The organism is Thermanaerothrix sp. (genome assembly GCF_056331585.1).
In genome coordinates, this window is record NZ_JBWGPQ010000001.1 from 182,726 (window position 1) to 202,210 (window position 19,485).

Annotated in this window: 14 protein-coding genes; all 14 read left to right on the forward strand. The window is 46.5% G+C overall.

Annotation, left to right across the window (positions count from 1 at the left end; genetic code table 11):
- The first annotated feature begins 2 nt into the window (after positions 1-2).
- Positions 3-1,166 carry a glycosyltransferase family 4 protein gene (locus AC01YT_RS00835; RefSeq protein ID WP_476672214.1) on the forward strand — a complete coding sequence of 388 codons (1,164 nt, stop codon included), beginning with the start codon at positions 3-5 and terminating at the stop codon, positions 1,164-1,166.
- Positions 1,151-1,993: a polysaccharide deacetylase family protein gene (locus AC01YT_RS00840; RefSeq protein ID WP_476672215.1), complete on the forward strand. Its 843-nt coding sequence runs from the start codon at positions 1,151-1,153 to the stop codon at positions 1,991-1,993. The genes AC01YT_RS00835 and AC01YT_RS00840 overlap by 16 nt, the downstream gene beginning before the upstream one ends.
- 5 nt (positions 1,994-1,998) lie before the next feature.
- Positions 1,999-3,177 (forward strand): glycosyltransferase, encoded by a 1,179-nt coding sequence (locus AC01YT_RS00845; RefSeq protein ID WP_476672217.1) that lies wholly within the window; start codon positions 1,999-2,001, stop codon positions 3,175-3,177.
- Positions 3,162-4,583: an O-antigen ligase family protein gene (locus AC01YT_RS00850; protein WP_476672219.1), complete on the forward strand. Its 1,422-nt coding sequence runs from the start codon at positions 3,162-3,164 to the stop codon at positions 4,581-4,583. The genes AC01YT_RS00845 and AC01YT_RS00850 overlap by 16 nt, the downstream gene beginning before the upstream one ends.
- Positions 4,584-4,585: 2 nt before the next feature.
- Positions 4,586-5,734: a glycosyltransferase gene (locus AC01YT_RS00855; protein ID WP_476672220.1), complete on the forward strand. Its 1,149-nt coding sequence runs from the start codon at positions 4,586-4,588 to the stop codon at positions 5,732-5,734.
- 58 nt (positions 5,735-5,792) lie between these two features.
- Positions 5,793-6,797 (forward strand): glycosyltransferase family 4 protein, encoded by a 1,005-nt coding sequence (locus tag AC01YT_RS00860; protein ID WP_476672222.1) that lies wholly within the window; start codon positions 5,793-5,795, stop codon positions 6,795-6,797.
- Between the two features lie 36 nt (positions 6,798-6,833).
- On the forward strand, positions 6,834-8,243 hold the full coding sequence (locus tag AC01YT_RS00865; protein ID WP_476672224.1) for a phenylacetate--CoA ligase family protein: 1,410 nt from the start codon (positions 6,834-6,836) through the stop codon (positions 8,241-8,243).
- Between the two features lie 33 nt (positions 8,244-8,276).
- Positions 8,277-9,278: a glycosyltransferase family 2 protein gene (locus tag AC01YT_RS00870; protein ID WP_476672226.1), complete on the forward strand. Its 1,002-nt coding sequence runs from the start codon at positions 8,277-8,279 to the stop codon at positions 9,276-9,278.
- 93 nt (positions 9,279-9,371) lie between these two features.
- Positions 9,372-11,387: a sugar transferase gene (locus AC01YT_RS00875; protein ID WP_476672227.1), complete on the forward strand. Its 2,016-nt coding sequence runs from the start codon at positions 9,372-9,374 to the stop codon at positions 11,385-11,387.
- Between the two features lie 37 nt (positions 11,388-11,424).
- Positions 11,425-12,426, forward strand: coding sequence for a GDP-mannose 4,6-dehydratase (locus AC01YT_RS00880; RefSeq protein ID WP_476672229.1), 1,002 nt, complete (start codon positions 11,425-11,427; stop codon positions 12,424-12,426).
- Positions 12,427-12,495: 69 nt separating this feature from the next.
- Positions 12,496-13,212 carry a nucleotidyltransferase family protein gene (locus AC01YT_RS00885; protein WP_476672230.1) on the forward strand — a complete coding sequence of 239 codons (717 nt, stop codon included), beginning with the start codon at positions 12,496-12,498 and terminating at the stop codon, positions 13,210-13,212.
- Positions 13,209-14,369, forward strand: coding sequence for a DegT/DnrJ/EryC1/StrS family aminotransferase (locus tag AC01YT_RS00890; RefSeq protein ID WP_476672232.1), 1,161 nt, complete (start codon positions 13,209-13,211; stop codon positions 14,367-14,369). Before AC01YT_RS00885 ends, AC01YT_RS00890 begins: the two co-directional genes overlap by 4 nt.
- Positions 14,370-14,413: 44 nt before the next feature.
- Positions 14,414-16,264, forward strand: coding sequence for a polysaccharide biosynthesis tyrosine autokinase (locus AC01YT_RS00895; RefSeq protein WP_476672234.1), 1,851 nt, complete (start codon positions 14,414-14,416; stop codon positions 16,262-16,264).
- A 1,005-nt stretch (positions 16,265-17,269) separates the two neighbouring features.
- Entirely contained in the window at positions 17,270-19,474 is a 2,205-nt protein-coding gene (locus tag AC01YT_RS00900) for a cadherin-like domain-containing protein (protein ID WP_476672236.1), read from the forward strand.
- The last annotated feature ends 11 nt before the right edge of the window (positions 19,475-19,485 follow it).

A 19,485-nucleotide genomic window follows, 5' to 3' on the forward strand; every position in this document is an offset into this window, starting at 1 on the left:
TTGTGGATTTAAAACATGTGGCGGTTGTCTATCGGCTAGACCGACCAGGGGGTGTTCAGTCAGTGGCATTTGCTTTGATTCGTGGGTTGAACCGGCGGGGTATTGTGCCAACAATCCTATGGGATGTTCCTCCTAACCCAAGTTTATTGCAGAGACAGCAATGCCAAGCCAAATTTGAGAAAGTGAGGTTTCCTGTTCCCACTCTCTGGATTGATCGGTTGCCTAATACATTGCGTTATCTCACCTGGATCTTTAACACCATTAGTTATGAAGGAATGGAAAGGAAATACCGTTTTGCCTTTCTTTTTCATAATGGGTTTCTGGTGCCAACAGGTATGCCGCATGTTAGGTACTTAAGCGGCCCGCCTTTACTTCCCCAATTAGAGCAATCCGGACGAGGATTGCGGGGTCTACCAATGCGCTTATTCCGTGCTGGATATCAGCATGTCTTGTCGAAACGATGGCCAGCCTATGAATATCATCGGCAAGATTGTTATGTGATCAATTCCCGTTATACGGCGGGACTATTTTTTCAAGCCCACGGCGTAGAATTGCCGGTTGTTTATCCTCCCATTAATCTCGAGGAATGGCATTTCGATCCGGGGGATTGGTCACAACGGGATTTGGTTACGTTCTTTTCTCGCATTGTGGATTATAAGCGCCCGAATTGGATCTTCAGGCTGGCTAAGGTGTATCCTCAATGGCACTACTTGATTATGGGGGGAGTGCCGCCCCATCGCATACCCTATTTACGTTCCTTGCAGGCGCAGGCTGAGCGCATGGGGATAGCCCATAGGGTATCTTTTCTACCTAATCCATCTTATGCGGAAGTAAAACAAGCCCTGGCGCGGACACGCTTTTACGTCTTTCCGGCCGTAAATGAGCATTTTGGCATGACCACAGTTGAGGCAATTGCCATGGGAGCGATACCCTTTGTTCACGATTCTGGAGGGCAGAGGGAGATTGTGCCTTTGGACTGGTTGCGTTTTTCAGATGAAACATTTTTGGAGCGCTTTGATGGGATTACGTTGATGTCACGGGACGAATTAGAGTGCGTGAGACAGGGTATAAGAAGCCATATTAACCAATTCTCCGAGACCATCGCGGTTGGCAAATTACTCGAATTTATGGATCGAAGCGAAGAGGCCGCATGGGTGGAAAATTAATCCTTTTTTGGGATTTTGATGCCGAGTGGGGAGCAGAAAGATCCCGATCTGGTAGTGGTCCAAAGACGTGGGGACCCTTGGAGTTCAGTTGCACCGAAAGGCTATTGAGATTGTTAGAGCAATTTGGTATTAAGGCGTGTTTTGCGGTGGTTGGAGCCGTTGCTCTCCCGGGAGTGCGTCCATATCATGATCCGGGATTAATCCGCGAAATTGCTACCCAGGGGCATGAAATTGCCAGCCACGCCATGCACCATGAGTGGTTGCCCGGGGTGGGAAAAGGAAATCTACCTAAAATCATTCGGCAGAGTAAAGAAGCATTAGAGACCTGTATTTCGCAGCCGGTAACTACCTTTGCTCCTACTTATAACCAGCCCTTTGATTTTTGGGAACGAGGTTCGATCAGCCTTTCGGAACGCCGTGGAGTGCCTCGTGACCGAGTAGATTTGGGTTTTCTGTGCCAAGTGTTATATGAGGAAGGGTTTACGTTTTGTAGGGTGGCTTATAGACCGTTGAATGAGAGACTGATGTTGTATTTGGGATACCGTAAGCCCTTCTTCCCCAAAATTGAGATGATTCGAGGTGTTACGACTCTGAGGACCAATGCTTTTGGTTTTCGAGCAGATACACTAAATCTCATTGACCGCGCAATAGAAAAAAACGGTTTCGTGGTTTGTTTTGCACATCCACATGCCCTAAACGGGAATGGGGCTCAAGGCGAGAGGCAACTCATTCCCTTCCTGGAACGGGTCCAGGAGTTGGCAAAATTGGGTAAATTGGAGATTGTTCTGCCTCGCACGGTTGTGCTTAAAACCCTTCATGAGGGTTAGATGAGATGCGTTTGTGTATAGTTTCCTATAAAGAGTGCTGGACGGATTCAAAAGGACATTGGTATTCCAGTGGAGGATTCCCTCTCCAAATTAGAGCATTGGCTTCTTTATTTGATCAAACCACTTTGATGATTACAAAGGTAACTGAGGGAAGTGGTGGAATTGAACTACCGGCAGGCATCGAGGTAGTGGTTTTGCCTTCACCTCACGGGGAGGGGAGGAAACGAAAATTATTTGTCTTGAAACATGCTCCAAATTATCTTTTGCTCATGTGGCGAGAAATTCGGAAATCCCAAGTAGTCTATATCCCATTGCCGGGGGACTTGCCATTACTTGGGATGGGAGTGGGTGTTGGGTTGAGGAAGCATCTAATTGTACGCTATGGGGGCTCTTGGGAGGTTAATGATCAGACTACGCTTTCTACCCGTTTTATGCGTTGGACAATGCGGCGCTTAGCAGGAGGACGGAATCTTATGTTAGCCACAGGAATGGGTGATAACCCCCCTTCGCCAAACGTGCATTGGTTGTTTACCACAGCCCTCACAAATGAGGAATTGGAGACAGTAATGCCAAATTTTGAGCGTGGTTTGAGTATTGAACCCCGTCTAGTATTCATAGGTCGTCTTTCTCCGGAAAAAGGACTTCCTATTTTATTTGAAGCGTTAAAAACGATAAAAGAAGAGGGTTTTCATCCTATGCCTCGCTTAACTCTAATTGGGGATGGTCCTCAGCGGAACATGCTTGGAACCCTGATTAAAGCTATGAACCTCGAGAAATATGTAGAGTTTACCGGGCAATTAGATCGGAAGGAATTGTCTGCGCAATTGCTTACCATGGATATTGCCGTACAGCCTTCTTTGACAGAAGGTTTGAGCAAGGCTTGGCTTGATGCAATGGCTCATGGACTACCTGTTATTGCTAGTGATGTTGGGATGGCAAGGAAAATAATCGGTTTGGATGGAGAGCGTGGATGGCTAATTGAACCAGGAGATGTAAGTAGCCTGACAGTCAGGTTAAAAGAAGTGCTTTCTTCATCTTTTCCTTGGTCACAAATTAGAAAGCGTTGTCGTCAGTTCGTGAAAGGTCTGACTTTAGAAGCATGGGTTGACCAGATTGCTCGGTTATGTGCTGAGCAATGGGGTTGGGTTTATACCGATGGAAGGTTGCAATGGGTGAAGTCGTAACTCTTAAGCGTAAGCGCGTAGGTCGGAAAGCTCGAAAAACAGAAGTAAAAGACCATTTGTGTATAGAAGAGTCCACAACGGACCCCGTCGGCAAGGTTGCACGTGGGTTGATCCTTCTGCTTCTGGTCGTGTGGGGATTTAGTTTTGGTTGGGGATACTCTAATTCTGTCCTTGTGCTTAATATAGTTGGCCTTCTATTGGCGATACTTGGTTTTCGCTTTCCTGGTATCGGACTTTTGGGAATTGGATTGCTTTGTACACTTGACCCCCTGACGCGGAACTTGCTGTTAAGTGGTGGGCTATGGCGTTGGAACACATTGAATTACTGGTTGATCATTGTTGTTCTATTGAACCTTCGACTAGTTCTACGCTTGAATGATCCCAACACACGATGGCTCGAGGCTTTTTGGATTGTTCTAGCGCTAATGTTACCTCTTAGTGTGTACTTGAAGGACGGGTTGCAAGATCTGCTTAATGTTGGAGCAACGTTGGGAATCCTCATCTATTTTGTCAAAGCCTCACGAGATTCCAGGGTCTATTACTGGCAGGGAATGGTCAATGGCTTTGCAGGGGTTTTAGGAGGATTAGCGTTTTACCTTCAACTGGGTAATCTTCCCTATATTAACCCAAACTCTTGGGCTGCGTTTCCAATGACTGCGATCTTTTCAATTGCGCTTGCATTGCCTAGTGCAGGGGCAATTAAGCGTGGACGCTCCATCCTATTATTGCTGGCAGCCGTCAATATTATTTGGATTTTTCTCACCGGAAGCCGTGGCAGTTTGTTGACGGCTTTTGTGGTGGTCGTCTATTACATGCTGGTTTTACGTAGTATTTCCTGGACTACGCTCTTCCTTGTTGTTGGAAGTGTTGCTGTTTTCTGGGCGTCAAATTTATTATGGGAACGCGAAGCCTATGCGCTTAATCGAATCCAGCGTCTTTTCGATCCTACATATACTTTGGCTGAACGAACAAGTGGACGCTCTGATATTGCTGCTACTGGATTAAAAATTTTCCAGGAACGCCCTCTGGGAATTGGAACGGGTTCCTTTCGTGCCGGAGCCATTTTGCTAAATATTCAAAATGGCGCGGCTCGTCCAGCACATTCAGGATGGATCAAGACATTGGCGGAGAATGGTATCCAGGGGATTTTAATAATGGCAATCATGGTAGGGTCATTTCTAATAAACGGTTGGTTAAGCCATGAGCCTCATTGCTTTGCCGTTGGATTTTTGGTAACTGTGGTTTTAGCGGTTTCGTTTGTTTCTAAGGAATTTCAAGGGAAAGATCTGTGGTATCTTGTTGCTGGCTCTATTCCTCTTTTGAATCCCCAGCACATTAATGCTTATTTGCTGACGCCTTTACCTAGGCGAACAAGGCGAATGGCCCATCAAGGAACAAGGGTTTGAGGATGGCTTCCCCAAAAATGGTTGCTTCTTCGGGAAAATTGCGCGTAGCCATAATCGCTGGCACTTTAGGTTTTGGAGGTGCTGAGAAACAACTCGTGTATCTGGCCAACGCTTTAGCCCAAATCGGCATCGAGGTGCGAGTTTATTGCTTGACCCAAGATGAGCCTTACGAGGGCGTATTGCGTAAAGAGGGAATAACGGTTGTTTGGTTTGGTCAATCCGGCAGTCCAATTTTGCGAGTATTTGCTTTGATCAACTTACTTCGGGATTTTCGTCCGCATTTTATTCATTCTGCTCACTTTTATACGAATCTTTATGCTGCTATTGCCTCAAAGTTTACCAGGGGAGTAGCGATTGGAAGCCTACGAAGTGATCTTGAGTATGAATTAAGTGCGAATGGTTTTTGGGGGCCTTGGTTGTTGCGGTTACCCCATGTGATTCTAAGTAACTCGTATGCAGCTCGCCAGCGGGCAATTACTTTTGGTTTAAATCCTGCGAAGGTTTTTGTATTACCAAATGCGATTGACTTACATGCCTATGACCGACAGGCTGCACAGACTTTCCTTTATTGCTTGCCTGAAGGGCGTATTTGGATCGCAACGGTTTCGAGATTGATTGAGGTTAAACGCTTGGACCGCTTCTTACGCATCTTAGCGCGGGTTCGGCAGCATGTCCCTACCGTTGGGGGAATTATTGCTGGTGATGGGAGTCTTAGGAAACTCTTGGAGCAGCAGGCGACTGATTTAGGACTGATTCCCGATGGGGTCCAATTTCTAGGCCATTGTGAGGCTGTTCCGGCTCTTCTCTCGCGTATGGATGTGTTTATGTTAACCTCAGATCATGAGGGCTTTCCAAATGGTCTATTGGAGGCTATGGCTGCAGGTTTGCCGGTGGTTACGACGCCAGTAGGGGATGCCCCAAGAGTGGTTCGAGATGGTATCAACGGTTTTGTGGTGCCGCACGAGGACGAGGATGTTTTTGTGGAAAAAGTGACATGGTTAGTTCAGCACCCACAGTTGCGTCAAACAATGGGAGCAATGGGGCGGCAAATGGTGGAAACTTCTTATAGTTATACCAATTTGGGGAAAAACGTATTTGACTTATATCAGAGAATCGCCCATGCTCTAAATCTTCCAAAAGTGGTTGTTTAGTGAAAGCGTGAAAATGCCAACGAATAACAGGCGTCCTCGTCTAGGATTTGTGGGTCCAATGCTTGGGGTTAACCCGGGGTGGGTGACCAGCCAAGGTGAAATTCTGGCAAACTTATTTACCCAGGCAGGCTATTCGGTACGTCTTACCTCTACTCATATCAATCGCCTACGTCGTGCTTTGGATATTGCGATCACTACTATGTTCACCTGGAGAAATCAGGTGGATGTTCTTCTTGTCATGGTCTTCTCGGGTGCAGGGTTTGCCTTTGCGGATATGGCTAGTTTAATTGGGCAACGGTTAGACACACCCATAATCATGTGGCTTCATGGTGGGGCATTGCCACAGTTTAGTCAACGTTTCCCCCATTGGGTTCATCGAGTACTTGACCGAGGTACGGCTGTGGTTTCACCATCACCGTATTTAGCCCATCATTTTGAAACCATGGGATTTTTAGTTCGTGTTATTCCAAACGTGCTTAATTTACATGATTATCCCTATCGCCGCCGGGAAACCTGTTTACCTCGATTAATTTGGATGCGCACCTTTGAGAAATCCTACAATCCAGAACTAGCCCTAGAGGTTGTTTCACGGCTTAGATCTCGCTGGCCGGAGATAATTTTAACCATGGGAGGGCAAGATCGCGGGTGGCTCAATGAGGTCAAGACCCGAATCCGGATATTGAGGTTGGAGGCCAATGTTCGTTTGGTAGGATTTATGGATATGACGATCAAACAGCAAGAATTTAGCGCCCACGATATTTATCTCAGCACCACTCGGGTGGATAACACACCCGTCAGTGTTGTTGAGGCGGCTGCGTTTGGGTTACCTATTGTTGCTACTTCTGTGGGTGGCATCCCGTTTATGTTACGAGATGAGGAGACAGCTTTGCTTACAGAGGACAACAATGCCGTTGATATGGCTGATGCCGTAACTAGATTGATAGATGATCCAGCCTTGTCCTCGCGGCTTTCAGAAAAGGGGCGGGCAATGGCGGAAACATATGATTGGCAATCAGTACGTTTGAAGTGGGAATCTCTATTTCGTGAGATTGCTGTCTTGTGAGGGGGGAATGAGTAGTGCTTTTTATGAGGTTAACGAATGGATAAGATATCCCTTTACCAAAGCCTTCCTTACCCTTTGAAGTCACTGGTTGCTAGCCTTCATGGTTTTCGCTTGCGAGCCCAACGCTTTGGGGGAAGATTTGAGCGCAGGATTAATGAAGCACTTTCTCGTGAACATTGGTCTTGGGATGAATGGCAGTCATGGCAACAAACGCGCTTGGACGAAATGCTTGAATTGGCAGTAAAACAAGTGCCTTATTATCGTGAATATTGGGAAAAGCGACGTCAAAGGGGCGATCGGGCATCTTGGGCTTACTTAGAAAACTGGCCAATACTCAAAAAAGAACCCTTGCGTCGATTTCCCAAGGCTTTTGTGGTTGAGGGAGCGAATTTTCGCTCATTGATTGAGGAACATACAAGCGGTACTACCGGCACACCCTTGACAATATGGCGCAATTTAGAAACAGAGCGTCAATGGTATGCTCTTTATGAGGCGCGAGTTCGAAGATGGAATGGTTTCTCATATCATGACCGTTGGGCCATTTTGGGTGCGCAGCCCATCATTGCTGTAACTCAACAGCACCCGCCGTTTTGGGTCTGGAATGCAGGGCTAAACCAACTTTATCTTTCTGCAATCCATATCAGCGAGACTTTTGTTTCATCTTATGTGGAAGCATTATGGAAATACCGCGTACGCTATCTTTTAGGGTACCCTTTTGCATTGGCTCTAATAGTTCGCTTAGCCGAAAAAGTGGGTTTGCAATTACCCCAATTAGATGCAGTGATCACAAACTCCGAAATTTTGCTACCAGAGATCAGGGCGATTTTATCGCGCGGTTTTAAATGTCGAGTGGTGGATACTTACGGAATGTCTGAAACTGTTGCTGCAGCCAGTGAGTGCGAATTTGGCCACATGCACGTCTGGCCAGATGCAGGGGTCATTGAAATTCTAAGGGAGGAAGAGGACATACCGGCTGATAAAACTGAACCTGGTAGGTTAATCTTGACAGGGTTGCTCAACCCGATCATGCCTTTGATTCGCTATGAAATTGGTGATCGAGGGCAATGGACATCTGATCCGACTCATTGTGAATGTGGGCGACAAATGCCAGTATTAGCCGAAATAAAAGGACGCTTGGATGATGTGCTCTTGTCTCCGGACGGACGCCGCATAGATGCAGTTATTGCCGTCGTGTTTAAGGCGGATTTACCTGTTCGTGAAGCTCAGATTGTTCAGAGGGCCTTGGATCATCTAGAGATACGAGTAGTTCCTGAAGCAGGATTTTCGGATCGCGATGTAGATGTGCTTGTAAGGCGAGTTAAGAAAATAGCGGGTGAGGATATGGACGTGGACGTTGTCAAAGTTGATGCGATCCAACGCGGCCCGAATGGAAAATTTCGCTTCATTATTTCACTGCTTGATCATTCCAGTCCTTTATCCCTGTAGATTTATCTAAAAGAGTTTAAAGGAGTATATAAAATGGCGGGTGAGAAGTACCCGTTTGTTTCCGTTGTGATGCCGGTTAGAAACGAAAGAGGTTATATCCAGCAAAGTCTAGAAGCAGTGTTGGCCCAAGACTATCCTCGAGAGTGTATGGAAATACTGATTGTTGATGGGATGTCCGAAGATGGAACACGAGAATACGTCTGCGAGCAACAAAAGCACGTTCCTAATTTATATCTCCTGGATAATCCAGGCAAGATAGTGCCCGTGGGATTAAACATTGCCATTGCAAAGGCAAAGGGGGAAATTGTGGTTCGGGTAGATGGTCATTGCATCATTGCACCAGACTATGTTCGGCGCTGTGTGGATTATTTAGAACGAGAGCCTGTTGTGGGTGTCGGCGGGCCAATGGAAACCGTGGGGGAAACACCCATAGCCAGGACTATCGCACTTGCTATGTCTTCTCTGTTTGGGGTGGGAAATTCGGCTTTTCGGGTTTATGTCAATTCACATCGCTATGTTGATACGATCCCTTTCCCGGCTTATAGAATGAGCACCCTTCGCGAGGCAGGTCCTTTTGACGAAGCCCTGATCAGAAATCAGGATGATGAATATAACTATCGTCTTAGATCAATGGGAGGAAAGTTACTTCTTGCTCCCGATGTGCGGTCTAAATATTACAGTCGAAGTTCTTTGAAAGCCCTTTGGAGGCAGTATTTCCAATATGGATTTTTCAAGGTTCGTGTACTACAGAAACATCCGGCACAATTTAGTTTACGCCAGCTTGTTCCACCTGCTTTCGTTGGCGCCTTGGTGGTGGCATTAGTGTTATCTGTTTTCATTGTGCCGATGCGTTATTTTCTGTTGGGTTTGCTAGTGGTTTATACCGCGGTGAATTTTGGCGTATCACTCCTTATTGCCATCCGCCATGGTTGGGAACACTTTTTGCGCTTGCCGCCAACTTTTGCTATTTTGCACATTGCCTATGGTTTGGGATTTTTGACGGGCCTCTTAAAAGCAATCGTTCTTAAGAAGTGAGGGTTTGAGCTTGGGGGAATTCATAGATGTGCTTGACCTGGAGGTGGTCTGTTTTTTCTTAAGGTTACGAAACGCAGTGGCATGGAGGGAGGAATGGAAAAAGTTGTTTACACTAAGGAACCTGAAGTTTCCGAGATTAAAGCCTGGTTTTCGGTCATGATGCGTCATCTAGATGATGGGTTGCGGCGAGTTAGGGATATTGTCGTCTCAGCAATGGGGATGATCGTTCTCGCCCCCTTCTTTCTTCTCGTTGTCATGATGATTCGACGCGATTCACCTGGGCCAATTTTTTATAAAGGGCATCGCGTGGGAAAGAATGGGCGTATTTTTAAGATCCTGAAGTTCCGTACCATGTATGAACATCCCGCTTCGTTTAATGGCGCGCGGGTAACGGCCAAGGACGATCCGAGAATTACGCCATTGGGGCATATTTTAAGAGACACAAAACTTAATGAATTGCCTCAATTATGGAATGTCTTTGTGGGAGACATGAGCCTTGTTGGGCCGCGACCAGAAGACCCAGAAATTGCCTCGCACTGGCCGGAGGACATCCGGCGCGAAATTCTCTCGGTGCGACCAGGAATCACCAGCCCGGCTTCTGTCCTGTACCGCAATGAAGAAGAGATGCTCCAATCTCGGAACGTTATGGATCGTTACCTGTGGGATATCCTCCCTAGCAAATTACGTTTGGATCAGCTGTATGTACGGAATCGTAGTTTATGGACAGATTTTGATGTTTTATTCTGGACAGCAGTGGTGTTGCTTCCTCGGCTTAAGAATTATGTGGTTCCAGAGCACTTACTCTATTGGGGACCACTGGCGCGCTTTTTAAATCGTTATCTCGTTTGGTTCTTTGTAGATTTCTTGGTGGCTTTTACGGCTGTTGGTTTTGCAGGAGTGTTGCGGCGGCTGAGTGGCCCGTTGGACCTTGGTATTGAATTGTCAATCGGGATCGCGTTCATCATCGCTTTTATGTTCAGTATGATCAATGCATTAACGGGAATTAACCGTGTTGAGTGGTCGCATGCTGGTGCTGCCGAAGCAATGGATCTGGCGGTTTCGACGGGGCTGGTAACATTGATCCTTTTTTTGATTAACCTTTTCCTCCCTGGTGGAACTTTATTACCACCTATTGTCTTGGTTGTAACAGGCATGTTCGCTTACATCGGATTTGTTGCAACTCGTTATCGGAATCGGCTGGTTAGTAGTCTGGTTACACGTTGGTTACAAGTAAGAGGGGAAAGGGTCAAGACGTTAGGTGAGCGCGTATTGATTATAGGAGCAGGGCAGACGGCCCGCTTTGGTATCTGGTTGCTTAGAAATGGAGACCTGGCGCGAGCGTTTACCCCCATTGGACTCATTGATGACAACCCGCGCAAGATTGGGGTGTTGGTTGATGGTTTACCGGTGATCGCTCGAACTGACCAAATCCCCACTCTAGTGAAACAGTATGATGTAGGATTGATCCTTTTTGCCATCAGTGATATTCGTCCAGAACACAGTGAAAGAATTCTAGACCTTTGCCGACAAACAGATGCGCGACTCATTCTAATGCCGGAAGTCTTGGATAGTTTGAAGGCTCACTTCCCCACGGGCGAGCAGAGTCGAGAAGAATTGGCGGAAAAAGTTTTGAGAAACACACTCTATGATCGTCTAACAGGGGTGTATAACCGGCAGCATTTTTTGCGTTTGCTTGATCGCGAAACTCAAAGGGCGAGACGATATGGTAATTCGCTTTCCTTGATCGTCATGAGCGTTGATTACGCTTGGCCGAATGAGGCAACCCGTTCAGCAGCAGTTACTGCCCAGATCCTTAAGGCAGTTTCTGAGCGGGCTTTGCGTGATATTCGTGAGATTGATGCAATAGGGCGATTGGAAGAAAAAATTTTCGGGATCCTTTTACCAGAAACCTCAATTGAGGGAGCAAACCTCGTGGCTGAACGCTTACAGGTGCGCTTGAGTAGTGCTCCAGTTTGGACTGATCGTGGTCCGTTGGGGGTTGAGGTGATCATGGGTGTTGCGTGTTTAGATGGTTCTCAAGACCAGGGAAGTGTTTTTGAGAGGGCGTATCAAGCTATGAAAATCGCAGCAGACACAAGACCTCTATGATATGTATTTACGACTTTAGTCCTTTGAGGAGCATTCTTTGAATACAGAGACTATTTTTACAGGAAAAAAGATTTTGGTTACTGGAGCAGCAGGGTTTATCGGTAGCCACTTGGTTGAGCGATTACAGACTTTGGGGGCAGATGTGAGAGCCCTTGTGCGCTACACCTCGCGCGGCGATGTGGGATGGTTAAGTCTCCTTCCGGTTGAGCGGAAACAGGCTTTAGAGATTATATTCGGGGACCTGCGCGATCCGGAGGCAGTGCGTCAGGCTATTATGGGAACTCACATTGTTATTCATCTTGGGGCCTTAATTTCAATTCCTTACTCTTACCTCCATCCTTTTGAGGTTGCTCAAGTCAATCTTATGGGCACGCTTAATGTTTTGATTGCAGCCCGTGATGTGGGGGTTGAGCGAGTAATCCATACATCGAGCAGTGAGGTATATGGTTCGGCACAATACATACCCATTGATGAACGACACCCATTGCAAGGGCAATCCCCCTATTCAGCGAGCAAAATAGGAGCAGATATGCTGGCCGAAAGTTTTCATCGAGCCTTTGATCTACCGGTTGTCACAATCCGACCTTTCAATACTTATGGCCCTAGGCAATCGGCACGAGCTGTAATTCCGACCATCATTACTCAAGCGCTTACAAGAGATACCATTTGTTTGGGTAATCTTTCTACTAGACGCGACTTCACCTTTGTAACAGATACCGTTGAGGGTTTTGTGCGTGCTATTGTTGCGGGTGGAGTGGAGGGGGGCGTTTTTAATTTGGGTACTGGTTATGAGGTTAGCATTAGTGAATTATGTCAAATGATCCTTACTCTGACTGGGAGTCCCGCTCGGATCATTCAGGATGAAAAGCGATTACGGCCTGAAAAATCGGAGGTTTTACGGTTGTTATCGGATAATCGGCGGGCGCGTGAAGTGTTGGGTTGGACTCCTAAAGTGTCCCTTAGTGAGGGTTTAAAGGAAACCATTGAATGGATCAAAGGGAACTTAGGGCGTTTTAAGACTGGGCAATATGAGATTTAGTGCCGAATATATTGCTGGATAGATTACCCGGAGATTAATAGCGGATTCGGGGTCAGGAAGGAGGACATTATGAAGGCGGTCATTTTGGCTGGTGGCAAGGGTACGCGTTTGGCTCCATATACAAAGATTCTTCCTAAACCATTGATGCCGGTAGGGGAAATGCCGATATTGGAGGTCATCGTACGCCAATTACGACGGGCGGGCGTAGACGAAGTCATTTTGACTGTAGGTCATTTAGCCGAATTGTTGCGGGCGTTCTTTGGCGATGGTAGCCATTTCGGTTTGAAGATTCGGTACAGTTTTGAGGATCAACCCTTGGGTACGGCAGGGCCTCTAGCATTAGTGGATGGTCTGGATGAAACTTTTTTAGTTATGAATGGAGATGTGCTTACGGATTTAAGCATTCGTGATTTGATCCAATATCATCGAGAAATGGCCGCCAGTGCCACGATTGCTATGCATCAGCGCAAGGTCAAGATTGATCTCGGCGTCATTCTTTGTGATGGTGGTTCACGGGTTGTGGGGTATATCGAGAAACCTACTTATGATTACCAGGTCAGCATGGGGATTTACGTTTTTGAGCCAAGGGTGCTAAATTTTATCCCGCGGGGAAAGTATCTCGATTTTCCTAATTTGGTGCACAAACTTTTAGGGGAAGGGGAAAAAGTCGTTGGGTACCTTTTTGATGGTTATTGGCAAGATTTGGGCCGTCCAGATGACTATGAACAAGCAACAGAGGATTTTCACAATTTGCGTCAAAAATTTTTACCGGAGATCATAGAATGAGTGCCTGGCGAATACCTCTAGCGGATATTGATTTGGGAGAAGAAGAAAAGGCTGCGGTGCTTGCAGTCCTTGACCGGCGTTGGTTGACGATGGGAGAAGAGACCCAGCACTTTGAGCAGGAATTTGCCGATTATGTTGGTGCTACGTTTGCGTATGCGGTTAGCAATTGTACTGTGGCTCTCCACCTGGCTTGTTTGGCGCTTGGTCTTGGGCCTGGTGATGAGGTGTTAGTGCCCTCTCTAACCTTTGTGGCCACAGCAGCTGCCGTTCGTTATGTTGGTGCAACGCCGCGTTTTGTGGAGATAACTTCAGAGAAGGATTTAACAATTTCTCCCCAAGACATAGTGAATTGTATTACCCCACGGACTCGGGCTATTATCGTGATGCATTATGGGGGCTATATGTGCGACATGCCCTCCATTTTGAACATTGCTCGGCAACATAACCTTTTTGTGATTGAGGATGCAGCGCACTCGCCTGGCGCCAGCCTGGAAGGACGAAGAGCAGGGGTATGGGGTGACATAGGGTGTTTTTCTTTCTTTTCAAACAAGAATCTTTCCACTGGCGAAGGTGGAATGGTTACGACTCACCGACAAGACATTGCAGAAAAGATCCGTGTGTTGCGTTCCCATGGTATGACGGCTTTGACATGGGATCGCCACCATGGTCATGCCTGGAGTTATGATGTGGTGGCTTTGGGATATAACTATCGTTTGGATGAATTGAGGTCGGCAATTGGTAGGGTTCAATTGCGTAAACTAGAGGCTAATAATCAGCGCCGAGGAGATTTAGTGGCATATTATCGGGAAAAAATTCGTGAGTGCGTACCTAACATTGAGGTGCCCTTTGAAAGTCACCCGGGCCAATCTTCTTATCATTTGATGCCAATCCTGTTACCTCGTGAAACTCCTCGTGAACACTTTATGGAGGGCATGAAACGTCGAGGGATTCAAACCAGTATACATTACCCTCTTGTACACCAATTCAGTGCTTATCGAGGAATAACCCTTATTCAAGGAAGGGACTTGCATTTTACAGAGTCGATAGCCAATCGCGAAGTTACATTACCGCTTTATCCTATGCTTACAAAAGCCCAAGTGGACGAGGTGGTTGAGGCGATTTTTGAGACATTGGTTGAAACGCAACCGAATCACTAGCTAACTTTACCTAATTTTTCATACACAGCAGAAAGAAGGAAACAATGCAACCTCGAGATTATTTGCTTTTAGCCAAGCGTTGGGCGTGGTTGCTTGGCGTTGGTATTTTAATTGGACTAATAGGGGGGACGATCTACAGCCTTGTTCAGGAACCTGTATATCGAGCAACCACTAAAGTTATGGTGTTGGGAGCACCTCAAAGTAGTCTCAGTGACATTCTTAACCAGAACGCCGAATTGCTTTCCCAAACTTTCACAGAACTATTGGTTACTCGGCCCGTCTTGGAAGCCGCTTCGGAGCGGTTAGGTTACTATATAAGTGGTAGTCAGGTTCGGGTTCAGCAGGTTCGTGGAGCCCAACTTATTCAGATCATTGCAGAGGATAACGATCCTCAGAAGGCAGCTCAAATTGCCAACACTCTTGTCACGGTTTTTTTGGAGCAGAACGCCAAGATTCAATCCGGCCGGTTCTCGGCATCAGAAGAGAGTCTTCAAGCACAGATACAGCAAGTAGAAGCACAGATTGCAGATTTGCAAAAACAATTGGCTCAGACATCTGAACAATCTAGCGAAAAACGCTTACAGGATGTAACCAACATAATTTCAGGAATACAAACCGAGATTAACCAATTACAAGCGGATATTGTCCGGCTGGAATCCGATCATGAGACGATGCTGGGAGTCAATGCCTTAGGACAACCCGCTCGTGTAACGCCAACGCTGACTGTAGATCAGCAAATTGAACTTACTCAGAAGCGCAGTCGCTTAGATGAATTGAAATCGTTGTTGAATATCTATCAACAAATCTACGTTAATTTGTCATTTTCACCTGCCAACCAGAGTAGCCAGAATGGTACCAATAATCAACTTCAAGCGGCGTTGGTCCTTTACCAGCAGATTTACGCTAATTTACTAAGCAATTATGAGGCAATTCGCTTAGCGCGATTACAAAGCACCCCAGAGGTGGTTCAAGTGGAAGAAGCCCAAGTTCCATCGCATCCGGTGCGTCCCCAAACGACCACAAATATCCTCTTGGGAGGGATACTTGGATTGCTCCTGGCAGGTGGGATTGTTTTCTTAATGGAATATCTGGACGATTCAATTCGGAATGGTGAAGCGGTTACAAAGAATCTAGATCTTCCGGTTTTAGGGTACATCAGCGAAATGAACGGAAAATTACCCAAGGAGGTTTATCCGCCTCATGTAGTTGCCCAGCCGCGTTCTCCAGTTACTGAGGCGTTTCGTTCTATTCGCACCAACCTTGAGTTTGTGGAAATTGATCGTCCGTTAAGGACTCTGCTCATTGGTAGTCCGAGTCCAGATGAGGGAAAAACGACCGTTGCAGTAAATCTGGCAATTGTGATGGCGCAAGCCGGGAGTCGGGTCTTGTTGATGGATACCGATTTGCGGCAACCGCAAGTCCATGAACGCTTGCGTTTACCCAATCGGTTAGGATTGAGTGATGTTTTGCGTGAACATAGTAATCTGGACGAGAGTCTGCATCATCTAACTACAGAGGGCATTGATGTCCTTACGAGTGGAACATTGCCACCCAACCCGGCTGAAGTCCTTTCCTCGGAACGCATGGCAAACCTCTTAAGCGAAGTAGCAACGCGCTATGATAAAGTAATTTTGGATGGGCCACCGTTCTTAATTTCAGATGCCATCGTTTTGGCTTCACGAGTGGACGGGGTATTGCTGGTCCTACGCGCCCGGAGCACATCACAAAGTGTAGCATTGGAGGTGCTAGAACAATTAGATCGAGTAAAGGCGAGAGTCGTGGGAGCCGTACTCAATCGCGTTCAGGATTCCATTTCCAACTACTACTATCATAACTTAAAGTCTTATGCCTATATTGCTAAAGAAACCGACGAATTGACCTTACTCGAAGATTAGTGTTGCCCGGCGAGAGGAACCCATGCCCCAGTCCATCTGTCCTTATCTTGGGCTTAGACGAGACCCAAGTACAGTATTGGAATTTCCAAGTGAGCGCAACCATTGTCACCACGCTCGACCAATAGCACCGGTTAGCTTAAGACATCAGCGTTTATCATGTCTAACCGATCGCTACGTTAATTGTCCCGTTTATCAGCAATCAAAAGAACAATCTCTCCCCAAGGACTTACTACTGCCAAGTTTTGGTCAAACGCGCCAGCGGTGGGTGATCTTGGGGCTTTTTTTATTACTTATCCTTGGTGGGTTAATGGTAGGTGGGATGAGCGCATTCGAGATAGGGGGTCGTGGGATTATACCCAAAACGGGCGATATAAACGAACCAGGAGAAAGCTCTCAAGGTCTTTTACTGTTAACCGAAGCCATGAGTTTGACCAAGGGGGTGGTAAATTCGCCAGATAATATAACGGTGACTTCGGGGGTTCCAGTTGAATGTTATCCACCAGAAGGATGGGTGGCGTATTTGGTTAAACCAACCGATTCGCTTTTGCGGTTGAGTCTATTGTTTCGCATCAGTGTTGAAGTGTTGCAATCAGCCAATTGTTTAGGGGAACGTACTCTAATCCGTCCGGGTGAAATACTTTATGTTCCCCCTTTGCCTACCCCAACTGCTACTTTCACACGCACACCTACAAGAGCCCGAGTTCCGGCTTCGGTTCTTAATCCCACGCCGCCTTCGCGTGAGAACTCACCTCCATTTATTCCAACGCCTACTTTCACCTTAGTAATGCCTTCCAATACTCCCCGTCCAACGGCTACCTCAGTACCGCCAACCTTGACCTCAACCCCTTTACCAACCCTTCCGCCACCCCCGCCGTCTCCAACCCTACCTCTTCCTACACCTCCACCAACAGTACCACCACCTGAACCTACCTTAACATTGGAAGAGACTCCCACTTCTTAAGAAATCAATTCTTCACACTCTAGAAAACAATTTAGGAGCACAGGATGCTTGAGATAGCCTTTAGGTATCTCGTAGTAACATTGGCTTTAATGTTGCCCATCTATCACGGGATGGTGCAGTTGGGATTGTACCCACTAAATGAGAATAAATTGTGGCTATTGAATCTCAGCATTGACGAGATCAACAATACTTCACCCATTGCATCTGGTGATTCCTACTTGATATCCGAAGATGGGGATTTAACGGTTTCAGCACCGGGGATTTTGAAAAATGATACAGATTTAGAGAGCGATCCGCTTACCGCCATCAAAGTCAGCAATCCAGCACACGGGAGCTTGACGCTTAATAACGATGGTAGTTTCACTTACTCGCCAGATACAAATTACGTTGGGGCTGACTCGTTCACTTACAAAGCGAATGACGGTCAAGCCGATAGTAATGTGGCTGTGGTTACCATAACTATTACGCCAGTGAATGATCCACCCAAAGCCAACCCGCAAGAAATAACTGTAACCGAAGATAAAAGTGTTGAGATTGTCTTGACCGCTTCAGATGTGGATAATGACGAATTAATATTTAGCGTGGAAACACAACCGACTCATGGGGCATTAACTGGAGCACCTCCATCCTTGATATACACACCCGATGCAAATTTTTTCGGCTTGGATTGGTTCACGTTTAAAGTCAATGATGGGCAGTTAGACAGTGAAGTAGCGACTGTGAGCATTACGGTGACGGCGGTCAATGATGCGCCGATAGTAACAAACGACACCTATATGATTAACGAGGATGCAGTTCTGAATATAATTGCCCCTGGTGTGTTGAGCAATGATCAAGATGTTGAAGGAGATGTTTTGAGTGTTCAACTGGTGAGTAATGTTAGCCATGGGGAACTGACCCTCAACACTACTGGTGGTTTCACTTATACGCCAACGGCTAATTACTATGGTACGGATTCGTTTACTTATGTCGCAAACGATGGTCAGTTAAGTAGTAATGTGGCAACGGTGAACATCACGGTGACCCCGGTCAACGATCCACCAATCGCAAACCCACAAACGAAAACCGTGGCAGAGGACGGTAGCACTGTCATTGTTTTGACAGGCGCGGATGTGGATGGGGATGCACTGACATTCACCGTGGTGACCCAACCGGCTCATGGGACGTTGAGTGATCTACCTCCAAGTCTAACATACACACCCAATCCAGATTATAACGGTTCGGATTCGTTCATTTTTAAGATAAGTGATGGTCAGGTGGATAGTAATGTAGCCACGGTGAGCATTACCGTCACTCCAGTCAATGATGCGCCTCTCGCATTAAGTGATGTCTTTTCCGTTGACGAAGATACGACGTTGAGTGTTACTACTCTGGGTGTATTGACCAATGACCAAGATGCAGATGGGGACGTGTTGAGTGCTTTGCTGGTGAGCAACGTAGATCATGGGACATTGACTCTCAACACCAACGGCGGTTTTATTTACATCCCAGGCGCAGACTATTACGGTTTGGATTCGTTCACTTATTGTGCTTATGATGATCTAGCCTGCTCGAATCCAGCAACCGTAACGCTAACTGTAAATCCGATCAATGATCCGCCAGTGGCTGTTGATGATACATATCGAGCGAATATCTTGGGAATCCTTGTAAGTGATCCGAATGTTTTAGGAAACGATAGAGATGTGGAGCAAGATACTTTATCGGTAGATCTCTGGACTAACCCGACCCATGGGATACTGAATATAAGTAATAATGGCGACTTTACCTATGTCCCAACTCCGGACTATCACGGAATCGACTCGTTCACCTATCGAGCTTACGATGGTAAGGCGTATTCAGCCCCTGCAACAGTGACCATTCAGGTTGACTCCGTTCGTCCATTACCTCCCGATTGGATTCAGCCGGTAGGGAATGAAAGCATATATATTATGCGAGAGGATACGGTGACTCTAGGGGTCACAACTTATGATACTGACATAAATTATGTGCGATTTCAGTGGTGGAACCCCGTGAGTAATAATTATGAACTTCTTGGCGTAGATACAGAAAACCCATTTTCAGTTACTCTAAGTTTTAGTCGTTTACCGGTAAATCAATTGAGCCAAGTGTTTGCAGAGGTTTGGGATGATTCTGGAAATGTTTCACTTAACACACTGAATGAAGAGACTTACCTCCAAACCGTTCGACGAATTTTTATCTTTCCTACTACTTTTCGCAATCAAATCTATTTGCCACTGCTATTCAAATGACAGGTTGGGGT